Here is a 22,866-nt window from a genome sequence, read left to right on the forward strand (position 1 = left end):
AACGCCTGGCGGCGCATGATGGTTCAGAAAGGGTCTAGCACATCACCAAGCGGTGAAAAGGGGCGGTGTGATGACGCGGCTCAGCGCGGCGCCTGCAAAAGCGCCAGCAGTGCCTCCTCGTCGGGCTGCGCGGCAATGCGGATCCTTTCGCTGGCGACATCGTCGAAGGCTGCGGCGATGCGCGTGGAAAGCGCAAAAACCCACGTTTTTTCGAAGAGACCGCGCAGAGCGGGCCGTCTTGCCAAGGTCTGCATCGCCGCCGCCGCCTTGGCTGAATAGAGCAACACCGCGTCGGCAGGTTGCCCCGACAGGCGTTCGAGGATGACTTCGTCCGAATACCCCATTGTCAGCGTGTCATAAGTCTCGACGGCGTGGACCCGAACGCCCGCCGTCCCGAGCCTCTGTTCGAACGCCGGAAAACGCACGCGTCCGCAGAGGTAGACAATCGTCTTTCCAGAAAAATCGACGGCGAGACTGTCGGCCAGCGCCTCCGCATCGCCCGGGCCTTCACTGACCGACAAAAACCCCGCTCGACGCGCCGCTTGCGCCGTCCTTTTGCCGACCGCATGACAAGGCAAGGCGGCGAGCGTCGCGATGATTTCTTCCGGCGCATGACGCATGGCATTGGCGCTGGTGACGGCCACTGCGACGGCATTGTCCGGGATCAGTCCGGCGGCGACGGGCAACGCCTTTGTTTCGGTCAGGGGCAAAAGAACCGGCTGAAAACCTGCCTCCTCAAGCCGATGCGCCGTGCGCGAAGCACCTGGTTCCGGCCTGGTCACCAGGACGCGAAGCATTTCAGAGCCAGCCGTCGAAGAACTTTTCGCCGGCCTTGGCGCGCACGCTCCGGGCCGCTTCACCGCCGATGCGGGCGGCGTCTTGCGCCGGCCCCTGCAGCTCGACCGTGTGCGACTGCGTGCCGTCGGGCGAGATGATCAGCCCGGCAAAAGACAGTTTTCCGGCCTCGATCGCCGCATAGCCGGCGATCGGCGTGCGGCAGGAGCCATCGAGCGCCGCCAGGAAGGCACGCTCGCAGGCCAGCGCCTGGCCGGTCGGCACATCATGGACGGCTGCCAGCATTTTTTCGACATCGCGGTCGCCGATACGGGTTTCGATGCCGATCGCGCCTTGCCCCGGCGCCGGCGGGAAGACATCGAGCGGTATCAGATCGGTGACGACCTGCTCGAGCCCAAGCCGCTTCAGCCCGGCATAGGCCAGGATCGTGCCGGCGGCGACGCCTTCTTCGAGCTTGCGCAGCCGCGTCTGCACATTGCCGCGGAACATCACCACGTCGAGATCCGGCCGCATCCGGCGGATCAGCGCTTGCCGCCGCAGCGACGACGAGCCGACTTTCGCCCCCCGCGGCAGTTCGGCGATCGTCTTCGCCGCCTTGCCGACAAAGGCGTCGCGTGCATCCTCGCGCGGCAGGAAGGCCGAGAGTTCGAGACCGTCGGGCAGTTGCGTCGGCATGTCCTTCGACGAATGCACGGCGATGTCGATCCGGCCCGCCAGCAGCGCCTCCTCGATCTCCTTGGTGAACAGGCCCTTGCCGCCGGCTTCCGACAGCGGCCGGTCCTGGATGCGGTCGCCGCTGGTCGAGATGACGACCACCTCGAACGCCTCCGCCGGCATGCCATGCGCGGCCATCAGCCGCGCCTGCGCCTCATGCGCCTGTGCCAGCGCCAGCGGGCTGCCGCGTGTTCCGATTCTCAAGATTGTTTGCATGGCGCGCAGTCCGTGATAACCCCCCGGCAAGCGAGGCTTTTCCGGGGTTCTCCTAACGGGGAAAGCCCCATGATACAATCTTTAGGGACAGCGACGAATTGATCCGCGTGCTGGGCATAGAGACGAGTTGTGACGAGACCGCCGCCAGCGTGGTGGCCATCGACAGCGACGCCGCGCCAAAAATCCTGTCCAACATCGTGCTCAGCCAGATCGAGGAGCATGCCGCTTTCGGCGGCGTCGTGCCGGAAATCGCCGCGCGCGCCCATGTCGAGGCGCTGGACGGCATCATCGAAGCGGCGCTTGCCGATTCGGGCACGGCACTCGCCGATATCGACGCGATTGCCGCCACCGCCGGCCCCGGCCTTGTCGGCGGGCTGATCGTCGGGCTGATGACGGCCAAGGCGATTGCCGCTGCGGCGAACAAGCCGCTGATCGCCATCAACCACCTCGAAGGCCATGCCCTGACCGCAAGGCTGACCGACGGGCTCGACTTTCCCTATCTCTTGCTGCTGGTCTCCGGCGGCCATACGCAAATCGTCGCCGTGCGCGGCGTCGGCGACTATCAGCGCTGGGCAACGACCATCGACGACGCGCTCGGCGAAGCCTTCGACAAGACGGCCAAGATGCTTGGCCTGCCCTATCCCGGCGGGCCGAATGTCGAGAAGACGGCACAGGCCGGCAGTGCCTCGCGCTTTGCCTTTCCGCGCCCGATGAAGGGCTCGGCGCAGCCCGACTTCTCCTTCTCCGGCCTCAAGACCGCCGTGCGCCAGGCGGCGAGCGCCATTGCGCCGCTGAGCGACCAGGACGTCGCCGACATCTGCGCTTCGTTCCAGGCAGCGGTGGCCGATGCGCTGGCCGACCGCGTCTCCCGCGCGCTGACGCGCTTTCGCGAGACATTTCCCGGCACGAAAAACCCGGCCCTCGTCGTTGCCGGTGGTGTCGCCGCCAACCGCACGATCAAGATCATGCTGGAGCGGCTCTGTGCCGAGACCGGCTTCACCTTCATTGCACCACCGCTGAAGCTCTGCACCGACAATGCGGCGATGATCGCCTGGGCCGGTGTCGAGCGGCTGCGCGCCGGCATGGCGCATGAGAACGGCTTCGATTTCGTGCCGCGCTCGCGCTGGCCGCTGGATAGCATCTCGGCGCCGATGGTCGGCTCCGGCCGGCGCGGAGCCAAGGCATGAACGAGCGGGCAATGGGCGGCAACGACACCGCGCCGACCGGCTGGCGCGTTGCCGTGCTCGGCGGCGGGGCCTGGGGCACTGCCTTGGCCTTGGCCATGCTGCGCGCCGGCCATTTCGTCCGCCTTTACGCGCGCGACCCGGACACCGTAGCCGCTATCGACCGCGGCGAAAATCCACGCTATCTGCCTGGCATTACGCTCCAGCCCGGCATCGTGGCGACGAGCAACATCCAGGCCGCGCTCGACGGTGCCGACTGCGTGCTGGCGGTGACGCCGGCCCAGTCGCTGCGGACTACGCTGGCGGCAGCGAAGGACCATATGCCGGCCGGTGTCCCGCTGGTTCTGTGTGCCAAGGGCATCGAAAGCGAGACCGGCGCCTTGCTGTCGGCGATCGTCGAAGAAATCCTGCCGCTCAATCCGGTTGCCGCTCTGTCGGGTCCGAGCTTCGCCACCGACGTCGCCCGCGGCCTGCCGACGGCCGTTGTGGTCGCTGCCCGCGACGAGGCATTGGCCGCCGATCTCGCCGCCCGCTTTTCCGCCGAAAACCTGCGCTGCTATTCGAACGACGACCTGATCGGCGTCGAGATCGGCGGCGCCTTGAAGAACGTCTTTGCCATTGCCGCAGGTGCCGTCACTGGCGCGGGTCTCGGTGCCAGCGCCCAGGCCGCCATGGTGACGCGCGGCTTTGTCGAGCTGCGCCGCATCGGCGCTGCCTTCGGCGCCAGGCCCGAAACGCTGATGGGGCTGTCCGGCCTTGGCGACCTGCTGCTGACCTGCTCGTCCACCCAGTCGCGCAATTTCGCCTATGGCCTGGCGCTCGGCCAAGGCAAGCCGCTTGCCGGATTGCCGCTCGCCGAAGGCGTGCCGACGGCGGCGATCGCTGCCCGCATCGCCACCGAGCGCAACATCGACGCGCCGATCATTGCCGCCGTCGCCGCCATACTGGACGGTGCCATCACCGTCCGGCAGGCTGTGACGGCCTTGATGACCCGGCCGCTGAAGACCGAAACCAACGATTGATCCCCACGACTTTGAACGATCAGGAGAAAAAGATGCTGTTTGCTGTGATTTGCAAGGACAAGCCCGGAAGCCTGCAGGTGCGCCTCGACACGCGGCCCGAGCATATCGCCTTTCTCGAAGGGTTGAACGGCGACAAGAAGCTGGCCTTCGCCGGTCCGTTCCTTGATGCCGAGGGCAAGCCCAATGGCAGCCTCGTGGTCGTCGAAGCGTCCGACCTGGCTGGCGCCCAGGCTCTTTCGGCGGCCGACCCCTACGCCAAGGCCGGGCTGTTCGAAAGCGTCGAAATCCGCCCGTGGAACTGGACGTTCAACAAGCCGGCGGCTAGTTAATCCCGGTCGCCCGCGCGACGCCTAGGAGGAGAAAGACATGAACTACTGGCTGTTCAAATCCGAGCCATTCAAGTTCTCCTTCGAGATGCTGAAGGCCAAGGGCAAGGCCGGCACGCAATGGGACGGCGTGCGCAACTACGCCGCGCGCAACAACATGAAGGCGATGCAGATCGGCGATCTCGGCTTCTTCTACCATTCCAACGAGGGGCTGAACGTCGTCGGCATCGCTGAAGTCTGCGCGCTTGCCCATCCCGACACCACCTCGGACGATCCGCGCTGGGAATGCGTCGACATCCGCGCCGTAAGGGATGTGCCGAACCCGCCGACGCTGGAGCAGGTCAAGGCCAATCCGAAGCTTGCCGACATGGCGCTGGTGCGGCTCGGCCGGCTTTCCGTGCAGCCGGTGACGCCGGCCGAATGGAAGGAAGTCTGCCGCATGGGCGGCTTGACGCCGGCTCCGTGACGGCGCTGACGCCCAACAGCGCGAGGCAATTCATTCTCGACAACACGGCGCTGATGGCGCCGCCGCACGTCCCGGAGATCCTGCTTCATCTTGCCGACGAAGCGCATGATTTGTGGCAGCGGACCGAGGATGAGCTGGTCGAGATCGGCCTGCCACCGCCTTTCTGGGCCTTTGCCTGGGCCGGCGGCCAGGGCCTTGCCCGCTATGTCCTGGACAATCCCGGCACGGCGCGGGGCAAGCGTGTGCTCGACTTCGCTTCCGGCTCCGGCCTTGTCGCCATCGCTGCCGCCAAGGCAGGTGCCGCCAAGGTGATCGCAACCGACATCGATCCGTTCTGTGCCACCGCGATCCGGCTCAACAGCGAGATCAACGGTGTCGGGACCGAATTCCTCGGCACGGATTGCATCGGCACCGATGCAGGTTGGGACGTGGTCCTGGCCGGTGATGTTTTCTACGACAAATCTTTCGCGGACCGGCTGATGCCATGGTTCGCAACGCTGAAGGCGCGCGGCGCCGAGATCCTCGTCGGCGATCCCGGACGGTCGTATCTGCCGAAGGCAGGGCTGGAGCCGCTTTCTGTGTATGAAGTGGCCGTCACGCGGGCGCTGGAGGATGCGCTGGTCAAGCGCACGACGGTCTGGCGGTTCGCTTGACGCGATCGCCGAACAGGCGTTCCATCACATACAGATCAGAGGGGGAGCTCATGGATTTTTCAGCAGTGAACTGGCTGGCGGTGGTCGCTGCCGCGATCGCCGCGTGGCTGTTCGGCGCCGCTTGGTACATGGGCCTGAGCAAGGCGTGGCTGAAGGCCGCCAAGCTCGATCCGGCGATGATGAAGAAGTCGCCGCTGCCCTTCGTCATCAGCTTCATCGCCGAACTGGTCATGGCCACCATATTGGCCCTGGTCGTCGGCGCGATGACCGGCGGCGAGCCGACATGGATCGCCGGACTTGTCTTCGGCTTCGTGCTCTGGCTGGGTTTCGTCGCCACGACGCTCTCGGTCAATCACCGCTACGAGAATTTCGGCTGGGACCTGACCCTCATCGACGGCGGCCACTGGCTCGGCGTGCTGCTGATCATCGGCGCCGTGATCGGCTGGTTCGGCGCGGCGGCAACCTGATCAAGAAGGAGTAGGGCAGTAAGGCAGTAGGAAATAGGGGCAGACGGCACCGACGCCTATCCCTACTGCCCTGCCCTACTGTCCTACTGTCCTACTGTCCTACTGCCCTTTGTCCGTGGTCCGCGTCTTGGCGACTTCCTCGAGCATCCATTCGCGAAAGGCGACGATGCGTGGATCGTCGGCGGTATTTTCGGGATAGACCAGGAAGTAGGCGAACTCGGGCGCCACCCGCAGGCCGAGTTCGAAAGGCTGCACCAGCCTGCCCTGGGAAAGGTCGTTCGCCACCATGGCGAAATCGGCGAGCGCAACGGCATTGCCGTCGAGCGCTGCCTGGACGGCATCCGTGGAGTTGCCGAAGACGACGGTCCGGCTGTCGTCGAAATCAGTGATGCCGGCCGCGGCCATCCACATCCGCCAGTTCGGCCACGTCACGCCTTGCCGCGACCATTCAATATGCGCAAGCGTGTGGTTGAAGAGGTCGCGCGGCTCACGCAGCGGCGGACCGGACGTCAAGAGGCTCGGGCTGCACACCGGAATGAGAATGTTGTCGAACAGCCGGTGGGTGCGAAGACCCGGATATTTGCCGGCGCCGAAACGGATGCCGACATCGATGTCATCGAGTTCGAAATCCCGCACTTCATAGGCAATGTCGAATCGCAATTCGATATCGGGGTGATGCTTGCGAAAATCGTCGACGCGTCGCATCAGCCATTTTGACGCGAACTGCGCGTCGAGCGTTACCTTCAAAAGGGCGGTGCCGCGCGCCAGCTTTTGCGCCCGCGAAACGGCCCGGCCAAGCAGGTCGAGCGCGTCGGCCGAGGCGTCGAACAGCACCGTCCCCGCCTCGGTGAGCCGGATCGTGCGGCTGGTGCGTGTGAACAGCACCAGCCCGAGTTGATCCTCGATTTCCTTGATCTGATGGCTGACGGCGGCCGGCGTCAGGCCGAGCTCGTCGGCGGCACGGGTGAAATTGAGGTGCCGGGCCGCTGCTTCCAGTGTCCTCAAGGCACGAGTCCCGGGCAGAAGACGAGCCATCCTATCCTCAAATAAAACTTGATGATCCAGAGAAAACTACTCGTTTCTCGCAGAGATTTCAATCTGGCATCATCCATCCATCGAAACATCATCAAGCCGGATTTGATATCCGGGGAGAACGGAGCACACCATGTCCATCATCGTTTTGAATTCATCGACACCCCGCCCGGCCTGGCTGGCCGAAACTCTCGACTGGCTGCGTCACGCCCGGGTCGCGATACGCCTCGCCCGCCGCGACATTACCTACCAGAACGTCGAGGATCTCTCCGATCGCCAACTGCGCGATATCGGCGGCGAGCGCCGTGACGTCGCTCGCGCAATGGACAGGGAGCTTGGCCGGCTGGGCCTGCTAGACATGGGCTGGCAGAGACCGCGAAGGTCAGGGAATAGGCAGTAGGAAATAGGCAGTAGAGGAAAATTTAAGTCAGCGCCGACAGGTAGCCTACTGCCTACTGCCTACTGCCTACTGCCTACTGCCTACTGCCTACTGCCTACTGCCTACTGCCCTACTATCTCACCACCCTCACCACCGTCCGGTCCGACAGCAGTGGCAGCAGCCGCGCCATGGTTTGCGCCGTGACAGCCACACAGCCTTGCGTCGGCGTGAAGCCGGGGCGCGCCAGATGGAAGAAGATGGCGCTGCCGCGCCCGCGCCGGCGCGGCGACAGGTTCCAGTCGAGCACAAGGCAGGCGTCGTAGAGCCGGTCGTCGCGCCGCATGCGTTCGTGGCTGGCGCCATAGGGTATCTTGACCGGCCTGTTGTAGTTGCGGTCTTCGGGCACTTCGCACCAGCCCAGATCGGGCCCGATCGGCGTCATCGCCAGACGGGTCCTGCGGCCGCTGGAGAACTGATCTCCCCGGAAATACCCCGACAATATCCGCATCGCGGCCAGCGGCGTGGCGCCATCGCCTTCGCGCTTGCCGGCCGAGATGCCACCGCGCCCCAACGCACAGGCAAACACCGTTTTCCCGGCCTGCAACAGGCCCTGGCTTGGATGCCCAGGCCTCGCCCGCACGGTCAGCACACGCAGCCCTTTTCGCAAAATTGCGCCGGCTGCATTGCGATCGTGTTTTTTCTTGTATGATCGTGCCACGGAACAAATCACTGTGAACGGCTGTTGCGCCGGTCAGCTTCCGCATAAACAGGCAGCGGTCAACTGAATTTTCTTTTCAAAACAACGGATTGATCCATGACTTCACGCACCATACTGATCGTCGACGATGATGATGACCTGCGCGGCACACTGGTCGAGCAATTATCCCTTTACGAGGAATTCGACGTGCTGCAGGAATCGACTGCGGCAAAAGGTGTCGCCGCAGCGCGCGGCGGCCTCATTGATCTGCTCATCATGGACGTCGGACTGCCCGACATGGATGGCCGCGAAGCGGTGAAGATCCTGCGCAAGGGCGGCTACAAGGCGCCCATCATCATGCTGACCGGCCACGACACCGATTCGGATACGATTCTTGGTCTCGAGGCCGGCGCCAACGACTATGTGACGAAGCCGTTCCGCTTTGCCGTGCTGCTGGCACGCATTCGGGCGCAGCTGCGCCAGCATGAGCAGAGCGAGGACGCCACCTTCTCGGTCGGGCCTTATACTTTCAAGCCCAGCCAGAAACTGCTGCTCGACCCGCGCGGCGGCAAGGTGCGGCTGACGGAGAAGGAAGCCTCGATCATCAAATATCTTTATCGCGCCGACCAGAAGGTGGTGACGCGCGACGTGCTGCTCGAGGAAGTATGGGGCTACAATTCCGGTGTCACCACGCACACGCTGGAAACCCATGTCTACCGGCTGCGCCAGAAGATCGAGCGCGATCCTTCCAATGCGGAAATTCTTGTGACAGAAAGCGGCGGCTACAAGCTGGTTCCTTAAACATTTCATTATCCAATGAGCGGTCGGGCGGGGCCGCTTTCGGGTACGATCCAGTTGGAGGGTGGTTTGGATCGAACTCGCAGAGGAGGAGTCGGACTGTCGGTTCGGGGACATAGCTAGATGGCGCTGGATGACGACATCCGCGTCCTGTCCGCCGTGAGGCTCTTCGAGGGCTTCACGCAGGAACAATTGCGCCTGCTCGCCTTTGGCGCCGAGAACACCAGGCTGATTGCCAACCACAAGCTTTATCGCGAGGACGACGAGGCCGATTCCGCCTATATCGTCGTCAGTGGGCGCATCGTGCTCTACCGGGAGCAGGGTGGTGAACGCATCCCGATTGGCACGGCAGGCCCCGGCACAATCCTGAGCGAACTGGCGTTGATCGCCGACACCAACCGGTTGACCAGCGCCTCGGCCGAGATCGATTCGGAAGTGATGCGGCTCAGCCGCAAGATGTTCCGCCGCATCCTGGAGGAATATCCCGAGATCGCGGTCAAGCTCCACCAGCGCATCTCGGAGGAATTTCAGGCGATGATCCGCCGCATCGAGGAACTGGCCCCGCGCTTCTCCGGCTGAAGGCTGCCCGCCTGCGAAGCTGTTGTTTCGCGGCCAAAGGCGGAAGCGCGGCAGCGTCCGTTGACAGGCCCGAGGTGAAATCCTAAAGCACCCCGAAGGCGGCCGGCACAGCAGGCGCCATCACCAGGCTCCTGGGGGGAGCGAGCCATGCCGTCAGGGCGGTACGAGACGATTATCTTGTATTCCCGCAATGACGCGTTCGGCGACGGATTGATCCGGATTCCGGCTTTGCGCGCCGCCAGAACGGCATTCCCCGATAGTTTCATCGTCTACGGAACCACCCGGTCGTCGTCCCTTGAACATAGCCTCAATCGCCATGCCGGCCATTTGGTCGATGCGATCAATGTGCGCACGCCGCTGGCGCGCCTGGTCGCCGATCACCGCAAGGGCAAGGGGCGATTGGCCGTTGTCGATTTCCGCATCTCGGCGCGTTGGCTGCTTCAAGCCTCGGCATCACTGCTCGGCCGCGGCATCGCCTATGAGGCAAACTTTCCGGCTTTCGCCCTTTCCTGGCGCCTGGGCCAAAGGCCTGAAGCACGACCCGGGCACAATGCCTGGCGCTACCACCGCCTCATCGAACGCCTTGCCGGCAAGCGGCTGCCTTTCGATCATCGGCTAGAGCCGGGCCCGGCCGCGCGAGCGGCGGCCAGGAGCCTTGCGGACGGCAAGCATGCTCCGTTGATCATTATCGCTGCGCACGGCAGCGCCAGCAAGCGCATGTCGGCGGATCAGGTTGCCGCGATCGCCGACAGCCTGATCGCCGACGGGGCGAACCTTCTCTATGTGAAAACCCCAGGCGATGGTCCCGATATGGCTGAACTGGCTCAGCGCGTACCGAAGCTGCGGCTTGTCGATTCCGCCGCGATCGAAGGTGTCGATATCGGTGACATCTTGCTGGCGCTCGGCGAGTTTGCCGATCTTTACATCGGCGCCGAAGGCGGTACCGCACATCTCATGGCAACCGTGATGACGCCGATGGTTATCCTCAGTGGCGGCGCCAACATGGCCCGTTGGAGGCCGCTTTCGAACTGCGTGGACGTGATCGAATCCCGCCATGCCAGTCCGACCGGTCTGGTCGCCAATGTGCCTGCGCCGACAATCATCGAAGCGGCGCAACGCATGCTGGCGACGCGCCGCCGCGACCATCCCCATCTGCCGGATCTCGCAAACTGTCAGCCCAGCAATTTCGCGACAACGACATGCATGAAGACTTGAAGCGCGCCGTTTGAACTTGAATTCATTTGGTCGCGCTTCGAAGCGCGTTGAGATTCAGGTCGGCCATTTGCAGGCCAGCCTCACCTGAACATCGGCGCCATGGTACAATGGGTTCGGTGGAGCGAAGCGCTGCAACCATGGTGACCACCGGCACAATGCAGGCGGAGTTCTCGGCGGCAGATCTGGCGGCTGTCGCATTTTGGTTCCAATGGAGTTCCTCTCAGTCCTCAATGAGAATAGCAAATGCCAGAGAACAACGCGCTGAACACAAAGCATGGCGGCGAATGGACGATAGCCTGGCGCTTGGTCATACTGACGGCGACGGCGATTAACGTCGCGATGCTCTTAGCCGCTCTGTTCGTTGCGCAGATTCGTGGTCTGGACGCGTGGATCTTTTATCGAGATCCATCTGCGGTCGCCGAAGTCGGCTTCTATACAGGGTGGATTTCGTCCCTGGGTGCTTCACTGTGGATCGGCTCCGGCGCGGTGACCCTGTTTGCTGGCCTGCTCACGCACCGATGGGATTGCACGTTTCTCGGCGGCCTTACCCTGTTCCTGGGGCTCGATGACCTGTTATTGATCCATGAGGACGTGCTCCCCATGGTTGCGATACCAGAGATCGTTGCGATGATTGTCTACGCCGCCGCCGGGCTGTTCTGGTTCTTTCGGCTGCGACGGAAGACATTCGACGGCACGATCGTCTTTGTGGCCGCAGGCTTCCTGCTCGCGCTGTCGGCATCCATCGACCAGATCGGAGATCTGTTTCCTACCCCTGGTTCTGCGGCCGCCATCGCCGAAGACGTCGTCAAAGAGCTTGGCATCTTCCTTTGGGCGGCAGGTGCCGTTGGGTACGCGGCGATGGTGACACGATTGGGCCGTCCGTGGGTGGATCCAGCCGACTCCACCTCTGCCGACTGACTGCCGCACGCGGGCATTTTCGACCAGACTAGAGCATTTCACCGTTTCACGGAAACGGCGAGCTGCTCTAACTCTTTGTTTTGACGCAATTCTAGACGGAAAACCGCTTCACACTTTTCCTAGAATTGCTCTAGTCCAGATCGAACCGCGCGATGACAGGCACATGGTCCGACGGGCGCTCCCAGCCGCGCGCCGGACGCAGGATCTCGTAGCCGGAAAAGCTGGGCACCAGGTTTGGCGACGACCAGACGTGGTCGAGACGACGGCCGCGATTGGACAGCTCCCAATCCTGCGCGCGATAGCTCCACCAGGTGTAGAGCTTCTGCTCATGCGGCACGTTGAGCCGCATCAGGTCGACCCAGTCGCCGGCGCGGCGCATCGCCTCGAAATTTTCCGTCTCGATCGGCGTGTGGCTGACCACGTTGAGCAATTGCTTGTGCGACCAGACGTCATGTTCGAGCGGGGCGATGTTGAGGTCGCCGACCAGCACCGAGCCGGACACCTCGTCATGTTCTGCCCGGATGGCATTCATCTCGGCGACGAAGTCGAGCTTGTGCTTGAACTTCCTGTTGATGACGGGATCCGGTTCGTCGCCGCCCGCCGGAACGTAGAAATTGTGGAGCAGGATCGCCTTGCCGCCGGCCCGCACCGTCACCGAGAGGTGCCGGCTGTCCTCTATCTCGCAAAAGCGTCGCTTTTCGACCACCTCGATCGGTCGCCGCGCCACCGTCGCGACGCCGTGGTAGCCCTTCTGCCCATGGAAAGCGATGTGCTCGTAGCCGAGCTTGCGAAAAGCCTTTTCGGGAAACAGTTCGTCGGGAACCTTGGTTTCCTGCAGGCACAGCACGTCGGGCGCATGCTCGACGAGCAGGCGCTCGACGATCGGCATGCGCAGGCGAACGGAGTTGATGTTCCAGGTGGCGATAGAGAAGGGCATTGGCAATCCAGGACAGCGTGCGACCGGCCAGAACCGATGGGCCCCGGCGGGGAAGACGCCTTTCGACGGAGTCAGTCCGGGAAACTGCCAGCCGCAAGCCGCAAAGACAAGCCGGGCCACGCCCGCTGAGGCGTGACCCGGCGCTTTCCACAGCTATTGGTGCGATTGGCCTAGCGCGCCTTGTTGGTGTTGAGTTCGCGGTTCGCCGTGTAGTCGATGGCGAAAGTATCAGGGGCGAAGCTGACGCCTTCCTTGGTGTTGAAGATCATCACCGTCGTGTCCTTGCCCTGCGCGTCGGTGATCGTCCACTGCCGCAAGTCGAAGGTTTTCGGATCGAACATCATGGTGATCTTCGAATTGCCGAACACCGATTTGTCGGCGAGCTGGATGGTGGTGAGGTCATCCTCCTGCTTGACGCTTTTGACGCGGTCGCCGGAGAGATCGATCCTGTTGTCGAGCAGCAGCTTCAAGGGTGTCTTCGACAGCGGATAGAGATCGGACGTGTTGAGCCTCTTGTTCAGGATGACCACCGACTGGCCGTCTGAAATCACCCGGAAGTTTGAAGAGCCGTCGTAGTTGAAGCGGATCTTGCCTGGCCGTTCGAGGAAGAACTTGCCGCCGGTCTGCTCGCCCTTGGGGCCGAACTGCACGAATTCGCCGCTCATCGATTTGACCGAGGAAAAGTGGTCGGCGATCTTCTGCGCAGCGGTCGGCACAGCCGCCTGCGCCGAAGCCAGCACCTGGAAGCCGGGCACCGCGTTGAAGGCTGCCGCCCCCGCAAACGCCAGGCCGAGGCCCAGCAACTGACGCCGGGATGGAGCAAATGTGCTGAGCGCTGAAAGATCGTTTTTCATGTCGGTCACTCTCATCTGATTCCTGAGTTGTTCTGTGCTTGGACCCCCAGTTAGGCTGAAATTTGGCGGGTCAGACGTCCCTTGGTCGCTTCAACGCCTTGAAAGGTTCAAGGTTGCCGGACCGGGATGTCACAAGGGTCAGGCTTTGTGGTCAGAACTTGTCCTCTTCGGTCGGCACCAGGATCTCGCGCTTGCCGGCATGGTTGGCCGGGCCGACGATACCTTCCTTTTCCATCTTCTCGATGATCGAGGCGGCGCGGTTATAGCCGATGCCCAGCCGGCGCTGGATATAGCTGGTCGAGGCCTTGCCATCGCGCAGCACCACGGAGACCGCCTGATCGTAGGGATCGTCGGAATCCTCGAAATTGCTGTTGCCGCCACCGGACCCACCCTTGCCCGACGGCTCGTCGTCGTCCTCGCCATCATCCTCGGTGATGGCGTCGAGATATTCCGGCACGCCCTGCAGCTTCAGATGCGCAACGATCTTCTCGACCTCTTCGTCAGCGACGAACGGGCCGTGCACGCGCTGGATGCGGCCGCCGCCGGCCATGTAGAGCATGTCGCCCATGCCGAGCAGCTGCTCGGCGCCCTGCTCGCCCAGAATGGTGCGGCTGTCGATCTTCGACGTCACCTGGAAGGAGATGCGGGTCGGGAAATTGGCTTTGATGGTGCCGGTGATGACGTCGACCGACGGCCGCTGCGTTGCCATGATGACATGGATGCCGGCGGCGCGCGCCATCTGCGCCAGGCGCTGCACGGCACCTTCGATGTCCTTGCCGGCGACCATCATCAGGTCGGCCATCTCGTCGATGATGACGACGATATAGGGCATCGGCTCGAGATCGAGGTTCTCGGTCTCGTAGATCGCCTCGCCGGTCTGGCGGTCGAAGCCGGTCTGCACGGTGCGCGAGATCTTCTCGCCCTTCTTGTCCGCCTGGCTGACGCGGGCGTTGAAGCCGTCGATGTTGCGCACGCCGACCTTGGACATCTTGCGGTAGCGATCCTCCATCTCGCGCACGGTCCATTTCAGCGCCACCACGGCCTTCTTCGGATCGGTGACGACGGGCGTGAGCAGATGCGGGATGCCGTCATAGACCGAGAGTTCCAACATTTTCGGATCGATCATGATCAGCCGACATTCTTCCGGCTTCAGCCGGTAGAGCAGCGACAGGATCATGGTGTTGATGGCGACCGACTTGCCCGAGCCGGTGGTGCCGGCGACAAGCACGTGCGGCATCTTGGCGATGTCGACGATGACCGCCTCGCCATTGATGGTCTTGCCCAGCGCCAGCGCCAGCTTGGCCTTCGTCGTCTCGAAGTCACGGCTGGCCAGAATCTCGCGCAGATATACGGTTTCGCGCTTGGCGTTCGGCAGTTCGATGCCGATGGCGTTGCGGCCGGGCACCACGGCGACGCGGCAGGCGATGGCGCTCATCGAGCGCGCAATGTCGTCGGACAGGCCGATGACGCGTGACGATTTGATGCCGGGCGCCGGTTCGAGCTCATAGAGTGTGACCACCGGACCGGGACGGACGGCGATGATCTCGCCCTTGACGCCGAAGTCCTCCAGCACGCCTTCGAGCAGGCGGGCGTTCTGTTCCAGCGCGTCCTTGGACAGGCTGGCGTCGCGCACCACGTTCTTCGGCTCGGAGAGGAAGTGCAGCGACGGCATTTCGAACTTTTCCGAGCCGATCAGCGATGTCTGCGCCTCGCGCTGGACGCGGGCGCCGGGCACGGGGCGCGCCGCCGGCGCCTCGACGCGGGTGGCTGCGTCGGAGCGGAACGGCTGCACCTTGGCGGTCGGCGCGCCGCGGCGTTGCACGACAGGCTCATCGTCGAAATCGGCATCCTCGCCCGCATTGTCGAAGCGGTCGTCGAAGATGTCGGCATCGTCGGGGTCGAGCGAGGCGCTGCGGTCATTGACCATGGCGGCGAAGAATTCGGGCTCGACGCGGGCGCGGCCATCCTGGCTCATCCGCTGCTCGGCGAACTCCGCCGATTCGACCCGTTCGGCGGCGCGCCGCCAGGCTGTGGAGCGCTGCTCCATCTCCGGCTCGTACTCGTCCCGCTCCTGCCTGCGGCGCAAGGCACGGCGGTGCATCCACGCGCGCAGCGACAGCCACCAATGGGTGATGGCGCCGAGCGCCAGGATACCCTCGTCGCCTTCGTCCTCGTCATTGTCGAACAAAAGGTCGTCCTCGCGCGGATCGGCGGCGGGCTCGTCCTCCATCACGGCGAAGCCGTTCTTGCGACCGATCAGCGCCGAACCATGGGCAAAGAGCCACAGCGCGGGTGCGGCCAGCAGGATGGCGATGATGCTGGCGATCAGCCCGGTCGGATAGCCGCCGATGACGACGCCGGGGATCTTCAGCACCATGTCGCCAAACACACCGCCGAGGCCGGTGGGCAGCGGCCAGGTCTTGGGCGGCACAACGCAGCCGACCATCGCCGCGGCCAGCAGCGCGAAGCCGAACCAGGACAGCCCGCGCTTGGGCAGCCTGTCGACGCCGCGCGCGGAAAACAGCAGGAAGCCCCAGATGACCGTCGGAACCAGGGCCGCGACGGCGGCGAGGCCGAAGAACTGCATGGCCAGGTCGGAGAACACGGCACCCGCATAGCCCATGGCATTGGTGACGGTGTTGTTCGTCGCGTGGGAAAAACTCGGATCGGCGACATTCCAGGTGGCAAGGCTGGCAACGCCAAAGGCGGCCAGCGCGAACAGGCCGACGCCGACCAGCCGCCCGACCTGACGCCGCGCGAACGCCTGGATGCCGTGCCCCGTATCGGCCAGCGCAAGCGGTGCTGAAGCCCCTGAACGCATGCTCTTCCCCGTCTGTCATGGTCTCGCCGGGTGCGTGGCGCATTCCGGCAGATTCGGGTCTCAGACTATCGGTGGGAAGGTTAAGGGCGCATTAACTATAAGAGGTTGAGATGATCAAACCTCGTTACCACTGGTTGAGCCGCTTGCTGCTCGAAGAATGGCGCCGAGTGTAGGCGAAGGAGGGTCGCCAATTTGGGTAAAGGCATGCAACACGTCTTCCTTCGCGTGGCGGCACTGGCCTGGGCAGGGCTCAGTTTGCTGCTCGCTTTGCACTGGTTCGTCGAACTCGGCATGGTGGGCTTCCCGGACGGCTATGTGACGCCCTTCGCCAGAGCGACCGGTCCGCTGCTGCACATCCTCGCCACAGCCTGCCTCGGACAAGGTCTGTATTTTCTGTTCAGAGGTCTTTTCGGCAAGGGATTTGCAGTGCGAGGCCTCGGCCTGCGGGTTTTGATCGCCGCGGTCCTGACAGTGGCGCCTGTGCTGATCGTCAGGAATTGCCCGCATTCCCGGACATGCAGCAGCGCGTATGAAGCGCTGACGAACACCATGATGGACGACGGCGCCGGCGGATAGAGCTGCCGCCTGCCGAAACAATGGCGGACTGCCGGGCCCGCCATTGGTCGTTTGGAACAAAGATCGGGCCTCGGCCCGACCGGACAAATCAGTTGGCGCCGCCGAGCGCCTGCACATTGGCGCAGAATTCCGCATACGGCTTGCTCATCGCCGCATCCTGGCATTCCTTCTTCATCGCTTCCTGCTTTTCCATCGGCATGGCCATGAAAGCGGTCTTGAAATCCGCCATCGGCTTCATGGTCTTCATGCCGGAATCCGTGAAGAACGGCGCCATGTTGTCGGGCTCATCCAGAGCGCCGGCAAATGCAAAGCCGCTGACCATGGAAAGAGCGAGCGCTCCAAGGCAGATATTCTTGAGGTTCATGAAATGGTTTCCTTCCCTGTTGTTTGGCACGAGCGTCAGAACGACGATCGTCCCCCCAGTTCGGAACCAGAGCGGTCGTTGTTTCCTCAAAAAGCTTGATCACACGAACGTGATTGCGCCAAGGCGGGCATTGCCGGAATGACTTGCCAAAAAAAGAGGCCCGGATGCGATCCGGGCCTCAATGCGTGAACTCCTTTCGGGAGCATCACGACGGGATAGGAATTGCGGGGCGGCCAATGCCGTCCCGCACGGGCTTACGAGTGGTAGGCCGCTTCGCCATGCGAGGTGAGGTCGAGGCCTTCGCGCTCTGCGTCGGCTGTCGGACGCAGGCCGATGATCAGGTCGACGATCTTGTAGAGGATGGCGCTGCCGATACCCGACCACAGCAGGGTCACCAGGACACCCTTGGCCTGCGCCAGGAGCTGGGTGGCCGTGCCGGCATAGCCGGCAGCAAAGTCGGCCGTCGAATAGTCGACAATGCCGGCGCCACCGAGGGCAGGATTGACCAGGATGCCTGTGCCGAGCGCGCCGATGATGCCGCCGATGCAGTGGACGCCGAAGACATCAAGGCTGTCGTCGTAGTCGAACGTGTTCTTCACCACCGAGACGAAGAAGTAGCAGACGAAGGTGGCGACGATGCCGAGCACGATGGCGCCCATCGGGCCGGCAAAGCCGGCAGCGGGCGTGACGGCGACGAGGCCGGTCACCGCACCCGAAACGGCACCAAGCATGGAGGCTTTGCCGCGCAGCAGCGATTCAAGCACGATCCAGGTGACCGCCGCCGCCGCCGTGGCGACGAAGGTATTGATCATGGCCAGCACCGCATAGGCGTTCGCTTCAAGATTCGAACCGGCGTTGAAGCCAAACCAGCCGACCCACAGCAGCGAAGCACCGACCATGGTCAGCGTCATCGAGTGCGGCGCCATGAGATCCTTCTTGTAGCCGCTGCGCTTGCCGATCATGAGCGCGCCGACGAGGCCGGCAATGCCCGCATTGATGTGAACGACCGTGCCGCCGGCGAAGTCGATGGCGCCGAAGCTGAAGATGAGGCCCGTCGGATCGCTATAAGCGCTCGGGCCGCCCCAGAACCAGACCATATGAGCGATCGGGAAGTAGATGAAAGTGACCCACAGGATGACGAAAAGGATCAAAGCGGAGAATTTGACGCGTTCGGCGAAGGCGCCGACGATCAGGGCCGGCGTGATGCAGGCGAAGGTCATCTGGAAGACGACGAACACCAGTTCAGGAATGGCGACACCCTTGGTAAAGGTTTCCGACAGGGTCGTCACATCGACGCCGGAGAGAAACATCTTGGAAAGGCCGCCGACGAAGGCGTTGCCCGGGGTGAAGGCGAGGCTGTAGCCGTAGAAAACCCAGATGATCATGACCACGCTGGTGATGGTGAAGACCTGCATCAGCACTGACAGCATGTTCTTGCTGCGAACCAGGCCGCCGTAGAAAAGCGCAAGACCGGGAACCGTCATCAACAGCACCAGAACGGTGGAAACCATCATCCACGTGGTGTCGCCCTTGTCGACGGTGAAAGCTGGCGCTGCTGCGGCCGCGGCGGGAGCCGCTTCCTGCGCGAATGCGGCGACCGTGCCCAATGCTCCGAGCGCGAACGAGCCGAGCAGCGCGGAGCGCGCCGCTGACTTCAAGGTGGAAGGAATATTCATTGAACTCTCCATTGGAATACGTGATCGCCGCTCAGAGCGCGTCGGTGTCTGTTTCGCCGGTGCGGATGCGCACCGCCTGATCGATGCCGAAAACGAAGATCTTTCCGTCGCCGATCTGGCCGGTCTTGGCGGCGGCGGTGATGGCTTCGACAGCCTTGTCCACCATGTCGGAACTGACGGCGACTTCGATCTTGATCTTCGGCAGGAAGCTGACCGCGTATTCCGCCCCGCGATAGATTTCCGTATGCCCTTTCTGACGCCCGTAGCCTTTGACTTCGGTGACGGTCAGGCCCTGGATGCCGACGGCGGTAAGCGCTTCGCGTACCTCGTCGAGCTTGAACGGCTTGATGATTGCCATCACAATTTTCATAAGGTTTCACCCTTCGCTGTTGCGGTCCCCCGCGTTTGCACACCTTCACCGATCCTAAAAAGCCGGAGAGTGCCCACGAGGATTCAAGCTCCGTGCCAAGTGCCGAAGCAGGGTGTTAACCCGTTGTAAACAAAGAGATTAGAGAGCACACCGACGCAACCTGCCCACAGCTGCAGCGGTGCATCTGCCTAAAACTTAGGCAATTTTTGAAAAATGCCTACTCTGCAGGCGATCGCTTGAGCCGGATCAGCCCTTCCTGCGCAACCGAGGCGATCAGCGTGCCGTCGCGGGCAAACAGCGACCCGCGTGTAAAGCCGCGCGACCCCTGTGTCGACGGGCTGTCCTGCGTGTAGAGCATCCAGTCGTCGAGCGCATGGCTGCGATGGAACCACATGGCGTGGTCAATGCTCGCCGCCTGGATATCGCGATCGAAAATGGCGCGGCCATGCGCGAAGGTCGATGTGTCGAGCAGCGTCATGTCGGAAAGATAGGCGAGCACCGCCGCCTGGATGGCGCGGTCCGCCGGCACCGGACCTGTGGTGCGGATCCAGATATTCTGCTTCGGCTCCAGCTTTTCGCGGCTGGTGTAATGCTTCAGCATCACCGGCTTCATCTCGATCGGCCGGTCGCGCTCCCAGTAGCGTTTGATGCCATCGGGCACCGCGTCGGCGAATTTGCCCAGCAATTCGCGTTGCGACAGCAACGTGTCCGGCCCCGGAACGTCCTGCGGCATCGGCACCTGGTGCTCGAGACCGACCTCGTCCTGCTGGAACGAGGCTTCGAGCGAAAAGATCGCCTGGCCGTGCTGGACTGCCACCACGCGCCGCGTGGTGAAGGAGCCGCCGTCGCGAATACGGTCGACCTCGTAGACGATCGGCACCTTGGTGTCGCCGGGCCGCATGAAATAGCCGTGCAGCGAATGCACGTGCCGATCGGGATCCACTGTCCGCTGCGCCGCCACCAGCGCCTGGGCGATGGTCTGGCCGCCGAACACGCGCTGCCAGTCGAGCAAGGGGCTGCGACCACGATACAGATTGTGTTCCAGCTTCTCGAGGTCGAGAATGCCGAGAAGCTCGTCCATGGCTGCCGTCATATTTCGCGCCCTCGCCGCAGAAGTGTTATGGCGGTTTCCGACAGGACGGACAGGCAGTCAAGGGTGCAGGACCCGGCGGCGCGCAGGAGCGAAGATGATGGAACGCAAGGCGGACACGAAAACAGGGGCAAACGCGAAAACAGTATCTGGGCTCGATGTCCTGGTCGCCGGCGCCGGCTATGTCGGCCTGGCCGCCGCCGTGTCGCTGAAGCAGGCGCGACCGGGTCTCGCCATCGCTCTCGTCGATGCCGCACCTGCTGGCGCCTGGCAAAGGGATGGCCGCGCCTCGGCCATCGCCGCCGCCGCCTGCCGCATGCTCGACCAGCTCGGCGTGTGGGCCGAGATCGTGCCCCAGGCGCAGGCGATCACCGAGATGATCATCACCGATTCGCGCACCGCCGATCCGGTGCGTCCGGTCTTTCTGACCTTCGACGGCGAAGTGGCGCCGGGCGAGCCCTTTGCGCATATGGTCGCCAACAGGGTGCTGAACGGCGCCTTGCGGGCCAGCGCCGAAAAGCTCGGCATCGACATCATCGAAGGCGTCGCCGTGCAGGGGTTCGAGACCAACGGCGCCGGCATCACAGTGCATCTCGCCGACGGCGCGACCCTGAAGGCCCGCCTGCTGGTCGCCGCCGACGGCGTCAACTCGAAGCTGCGCGACATGGCCGGCATCAAGACGGTGAAGTGGGAATATGGCCAGTCGGGCATCGTCTGCACCGTGGCGCATGAACGCCCGCACAACGGTCGCGCCGAAGAGCATTTCCTGCCGGCCGGCCCCTTCGCCACATTGCCGCTCAAGCCCGGCGAGGACGGCACCAACCGCTCGTCGATCGTCTGGGTCGAGCGTACGCCCGACGCCGAGAAGCTGGTGGCCGGTGACGATCTCCTCTTCGAACACGAACTCGAACAGCGCTTTGGCCTGAAGCTTGGCGAGATCCGCGTTGCCGATAAGCCGCGCGCCTGGCCGCTCGGCCTGACCATTGCGCGCGCCTTCGTCGCACCCCGCATCGCGCTCGCCGGCGATGCCGCCCACGGCATCCACCCGATCGCCGGCCAGGGACTCAATCTCGGCTTCAAGGATGTCGCGGCCCTTGCCGAGGTGATCGTCGAGGCCGACCGGCTCGGCCGGGACATCGGCGCGCTCGACGTGCTCGAGCGCTACCAGCAGTGGCGCCGCTTCGACACGGTGCAGATGGGTGTCACCACGGACGCGCTGAACCGGCTGTTTTCCAACGATATCGGCCCGCTGCGCACCGTCCGCGACATCGGCCTCGGTCTCGTCGAACGCATGCCGCGCCTGAAGGATTTTTTTATCCGGCAGGCGTCGGGACTGTCCGCCAGCACGCCGCGACTATTGAAGGGCGAGGCGATCTGATCGATTCAGCGCCCCCCAACGTCGTCATCCTTGGGCGCAGCGACGCGAAGCGGAGCGAAGACCCCAGGATGACGAAGCGATGGCGTTTCCGCCAATCGCCCAAGGTATGCGCTCAGTTGACCTCGAAACCCAGCTTCTGCCGCAGCCGCAATATCCTCTGGTCGGATATTTCGATGCGTTTCTCGCCGCCCTGGGCGGCGCGGTTGACCATCTGCAGCAGATCGTTTCGCTCGGCGACATCGAGACGTTCGCGTAGAAACGGCGCCAGCTTGTCGATGACAACGGTGGCGTCGTCGACTTGCGCCGCCGCCCATTTGGCATAGATCACCGCCTCGTCGGTCTTCTTCTTGTCGGCGATCTCGGAAATCACCGCGCGGATGACGGCCTCGCGCTGCGGCAGGATGGGCCCATCCTCGGAGACGATTGATGTGATCAGCGTAGCCGCCGCTACGACTGGATCATCGATCGCCGTCAGCGGCGACAGCGCCGCCTGCTTGCGCAGCTTCTTGCGGCGTACCGAGCCCTGAACCCGGCCAATGACATCGGCAACGTCACGCGCGGCCTCGTTCATGGCCTTCATCCGGTACCACCAGAACGCCGCCGCGCCCATCACGCCAAGGATAGCAATCAGGAAAGGCATGTCGAAATCCCCAAGAACCCCGGCGACGATAGGAGAACTCTCGCCTTGCTTCAACACGCAAAAGTTGCGCACGGAACCGAAGCCCGAACGCTCAGCCCGACGCTCTGGTTTTCGAAGCAGCCACAACGCTGGCAGGGCTCTATGACCCCGGTATGTCGTAGATGGCCCGGACCTCGATCGTGCCGAGTTCGGCCAGTGGAATACCAGCGGCAATGTCCAGCGCCGCTTCGAGATCTCCGGCCTCGATCATGACGAAACCAAGCAATTGCTCCTTGGTCTCGGCGAACGGCCCGTCGATAACCAGCCGCTTGCCCTGACGCCGCCGCACGGTTTTGGCTGTTTTCACCGATTGCAGCGCCTGCGCGACGATCAGCAGGCCGCTCTCCTCCAGCGCCCGGTCGTAGGCCAGCGAATCGGCGTCGAGCTTGGCCGACCTTGCCGGGGTCAGCGCGTGAAGATCCTTTTCCTCACCATAACCAGGCAGACATATTTCATTTCCAGCCCCCTTGCCGCTGTGAACCATAGGATGCGCCGACGAGGGCATCGGTGTTGCCACTGACCGCCGCCGCATGATCGAGAAGGCATGCCGCGATGCCGATGATGGCAACCGCCGCCAGAAGCCGGCCAAAGCCGGACGCCGGCGGACGCAGCCAGAAGTCTTCTTCTCGTCGCCCGGCCCCGCAGCCTGCACCTTTCCAC

The 22,866-nt window shown here is 63.5% G+C and carries 26 protein-coding genes and 1 pseudogene; 13 read left to right on the plus strand and 14 right to left on the minus strand.

Features of this window, described 5'->3' with window-relative positions; all coding sequences use genetic code 11:
- Positions 1–80 precede the first annotated feature (80 nt).
- The gene (locus EN906_RS02205) at positions 81–797 is read right to left on the minus strand and encodes a uroporphyrinogen-III synthase (protein WP_127269868.1); all 717 of its coding nucleotides are present in this window, start codon (positions 795–797) and stop codon (positions 81–83) included.
- A gap of 1 nt (position 798) precedes the next feature.
- Positions 799–1,725, minus strand: a complete 927-nt coding sequence (gene hemC, locus EN906_RS02210; protein WP_127269866.1) for a hydroxymethylbilane synthase — start codon at positions 1,723–1,725, stop codon at positions 799–801.
- A 101-nt stretch (positions 1,726–1,826) separates the two neighbouring features.
- On the opposite strand from hemC, the gene tsaD reads away from it, so the two are divergent.
- From tsaD to EN906_RS02240, 6 genes are read left to right on the plus strand one after another with little or no spacing between them, the layout of a single operon-like run.
- The gene (gene tsaD / locus EN906_RS02215; protein ID WP_206517155.1) at positions 1,827–2,912 is read left to right on the plus strand and encodes a tRNA (adenosine(37)-N6)-threonylcarbamoyltransferase complex transferase subunit TsaD; all 1,086 of its coding nucleotides are present in this window, start codon (positions 1,827–1,829) and stop codon (positions 2,910–2,912) included.
- Complete coding sequence (locus EN906_RS02220) at positions 2,909–3,931, plus strand: NAD(P)H-dependent glycerol-3-phosphate dehydrogenase (RefSeq protein ID WP_127270042.1); 1,023 nt, start codon at positions 2,909–2,911, stop codon at positions 3,929–3,931. Before tsaD ends, EN906_RS02220 begins: the two co-directional genes overlap by 4 nt.
- Positions 3,932–3,963: 32 nt before the next feature.
- The gene (locus EN906_RS02225; RefSeq protein WP_127269714.1) at positions 3,964–4,260 is read left to right on the plus strand and encodes a YciI-like protein; all 297 of its coding nucleotides are present in this window, start codon (positions 3,964–3,966) and stop codon (positions 4,258–4,260) included.
- Positions 4,261–4,297: 37 nt separating this feature from the next.
- A complete protein-coding gene (locus EN906_RS02230) occupies positions 4,298–4,723 on the plus strand; it encodes an EVE domain-containing protein (protein WP_023811233.1) in 426 nt (141 codons plus the stop codon).
- Entirely contained in the window at positions 4,678–5,376 is a 699-nt protein-coding gene (locus EN906_RS02235; RefSeq protein ID WP_206517149.1) for a methyltransferase, read from the plus strand. The genes EN906_RS02230 and EN906_RS02235 overlap by 46 nt, the downstream gene beginning before the upstream one ends.
- Positions 5,377–5,426: 50 nt before the next feature.
- Positions 5,427–5,843, plus strand: a complete 417-nt coding sequence (locus EN906_RS02240) for a DUF1761 domain-containing protein (RefSeq protein ID WP_127269716.1) — start codon at positions 5,427–5,429, stop codon at positions 5,841–5,843.
- A gap of 99 nt (positions 5,844–5,942) precedes the next feature.
- Here EN906_RS02240 and gcvA read toward each other — a convergent pair whose 3' ends face one another.
- Positions 5,943–6,878: a transcriptional regulator GcvA gene (gene gcvA, locus EN906_RS02245; RefSeq protein WP_127269718.1), complete on the minus strand. Its 936-nt coding sequence runs from the start codon at positions 6,876–6,878 to the stop codon at positions 5,943–5,945.
- A gap of 130 nt (positions 6,879–7,008) precedes the next feature.
- Here gcvA and EN906_RS02250 point away from each other — a divergent pair, with 130 nt between their 5' ends.
- Positions 7,009–7,275 (plus strand): hypothetical protein, encoded by a 267-nt coding sequence (locus EN906_RS02250; RefSeq protein ID WP_127269720.1) that lies wholly within the window; start codon positions 7,009–7,011, stop codon positions 7,273–7,275.
- A gap of 112 nt (positions 7,276–7,387) precedes the next feature.
- Here EN906_RS02250 and EN906_RS02255 read toward each other — a convergent pair whose 3' ends face one another.
- The gene (locus EN906_RS02255) at positions 7,388–7,924 is read right to left on the minus strand and encodes a L,D-transpeptidase (RefSeq protein ID WP_206517156.1); all 537 of its coding nucleotides are present in this window, start codon (positions 7,922–7,924) and stop codon (positions 7,388–7,390) included.
- 144 nt (positions 7,925–8,068) lie between these two features.
- Between EN906_RS02255 and EN906_RS02260 the strand changes: the two genes are divergently transcribed.
- From EN906_RS02260 to EN906_RS02275, 4 genes are all read left to right on the plus strand, one after another.
- On the plus strand, positions 8,069–8,752 hold the full coding sequence (locus tag EN906_RS02260; protein ID WP_013528898.1) for a response regulator transcription factor: 684 nt from the start codon (positions 8,069–8,071) through the stop codon (positions 8,750–8,752).
- Between the two features lie 120 nt (positions 8,753–8,872).
- Complete coding sequence (locus tag EN906_RS02265) at positions 8,873–9,328, plus strand: cyclic nucleotide-binding domain-containing protein (protein WP_023811239.1); 456 nt, start codon at positions 8,873–8,875, stop codon at positions 9,326–9,328.
- Between the two features lie 147 nt (positions 9,329–9,475).
- Positions 9,476–10,543 carry a glycosyltransferase family 9 protein gene (locus tag EN906_RS02270; RefSeq protein ID WP_164748787.1) on the plus strand — a complete coding sequence of 356 codons (1,068 nt, stop codon included), beginning with the start codon at positions 9,476–9,478 and terminating at the stop codon, positions 10,541–10,543.
- A 243-nt stretch (positions 10,544–10,786) separates the two neighbouring features.
- Entirely contained in the window at positions 10,787–11,461 is a 675-nt protein-coding gene (locus EN906_RS02275; protein ID WP_127267332.1) for a hypothetical protein, read from the plus strand.
- A 130-nt stretch (positions 11,462–11,591) separates the two neighbouring features.
- Here EN906_RS02275 and EN906_RS02280 read toward each other — a convergent pair whose 3' ends face one another.
- The 3 genes from EN906_RS02280 to EN906_RS02290 form a co-directional block, all read right to left on the minus strand.
- Positions 11,592–12,398 (minus strand): exodeoxyribonuclease III, encoded by an 807-nt coding sequence (locus EN906_RS02280; RefSeq protein ID WP_127267331.1) that lies wholly within the window; start codon positions 12,396–12,398, stop codon positions 11,592–11,594.
- Positions 12,399–12,568: 170 nt separating this feature from the next.
- Positions 12,569–13,252 carry an outer membrane lipoprotein carrier protein LolA gene (locus EN906_RS02285; protein WP_127267333.1) on the minus strand — a complete coding sequence of 228 codons (684 nt, stop codon included), beginning with the start codon at positions 13,250–13,252 and terminating at the stop codon, positions 12,569–12,571.
- Between the two features lie 151 nt (positions 13,253–13,403).
- Positions 13,404–16,073, minus strand: a complete 2,670-nt coding sequence (locus EN906_RS02290; RefSeq protein WP_127267330.1) for a DNA translocase FtsK — start codon at positions 16,071–16,073, stop codon at positions 13,404–13,406.
- Positions 16,074–16,277: 204 nt separating this feature from the next.
- Here EN906_RS02290 and EN906_RS02295 point away from each other — a divergent pair, with 204 nt between their 5' ends.
- Positions 16,278–16,649 (plus strand): hypothetical protein, encoded by a 372-nt coding sequence (locus EN906_RS02295; protein WP_127267329.1) that lies wholly within the window; start codon positions 16,278–16,280, stop codon positions 16,647–16,649.
- A gap of 88 nt (positions 16,650–16,737) precedes the next feature.
- On the opposite strand, the gene EN906_RS02300 is transcribed toward EN906_RS02295, so the two are convergent.
- From EN906_RS02300 to tesB, 4 genes are all read right to left on the minus strand, one after another.
- Positions 16,738–17,013, minus strand: coding sequence for a hypothetical protein (locus tag EN906_RS02300; protein ID WP_127267328.1), 276 nt, complete (start codon positions 17,011–17,013; stop codon positions 16,738–16,740).
- Between the two features lie 254 nt (positions 17,014–17,267).
- Positions 17,268–18,689 carry an ammonium transporter gene (locus tag EN906_RS02305; protein ID WP_127267327.1) on the minus strand — a complete coding sequence of 474 codons (1,422 nt, stop codon included), beginning with the start codon at positions 18,687–18,689 and terminating at the stop codon, positions 17,268–17,270.
- A gap of 31 nt (positions 18,690–18,720) precedes the next feature.
- On the minus strand, positions 18,721–19,059 hold the full coding sequence (locus EN906_RS02310) for a P-II family nitrogen regulator (RefSeq protein WP_013892292.1): 339 nt from the start codon (positions 19,057–19,059) through the stop codon (positions 18,721–18,723).
- A 217-nt stretch (positions 19,060–19,276) separates the two neighbouring features.
- Positions 19,277–20,152, minus strand: a complete 876-nt coding sequence (tesB, locus tag EN906_RS02315; RefSeq protein ID WP_127267326.1) for an acyl-CoA thioesterase II — start codon at positions 20,150–20,152, stop codon at positions 19,277–19,279.
- A gap of 97 nt (positions 20,153–20,249) precedes the next feature.
- Between tesB and EN906_RS02320 the strand changes: the two genes are divergently transcribed.
- Positions 20,250–21,527, plus strand: coding sequence for a ubiquinone biosynthesis hydroxylase (locus EN906_RS02320; RefSeq protein ID WP_164748783.1), 1,278 nt, complete (start codon positions 20,250–20,252; stop codon positions 21,525–21,527).
- Between the two features lie 112 nt (positions 21,528–21,639).
- Here the strand turns inward: EN906_RS02320 and EN906_RS02325 are convergent, their stop codons facing one another.
- The 3 genes and pseudogenes from EN906_RS02325 to EN906_RS37690 form a co-directional block, all read right to left on the minus strand.
- Positions 21,640–22,167: a hypothetical protein gene (locus EN906_RS02325; RefSeq protein ID WP_127270047.1), complete on the minus strand. Its 528-nt coding sequence runs from the start codon at positions 22,165–22,167 to the stop codon at positions 21,640–21,642.
- Positions 22,168–22,306: 139 nt separating this feature from the next.
- A pseudogene (locus EN906_RS02330) lies at positions 22,307–22,662 on the minus strand (YciI family protein).
- Positions 22,659–22,866 (minus strand): hypothetical protein (locus EN906_RS37690; RefSeq protein WP_127375052.1); only part of this gene is annotated, 208 nt, incomplete at its 5' end. The gene EN906_RS37690 and the pseudogene EN906_RS02330, both read right to left, overlap by 4 nt.

This window comes from Mesorhizobium sp. M7A.F.Ca.CA.004.06.1.1 (genome assembly GCF_003999135.1).
GTDB lineage: Bacteria > Pseudomonadota > Alphaproteobacteria > Rhizobiales > Rhizobiaceae > Mesorhizobium.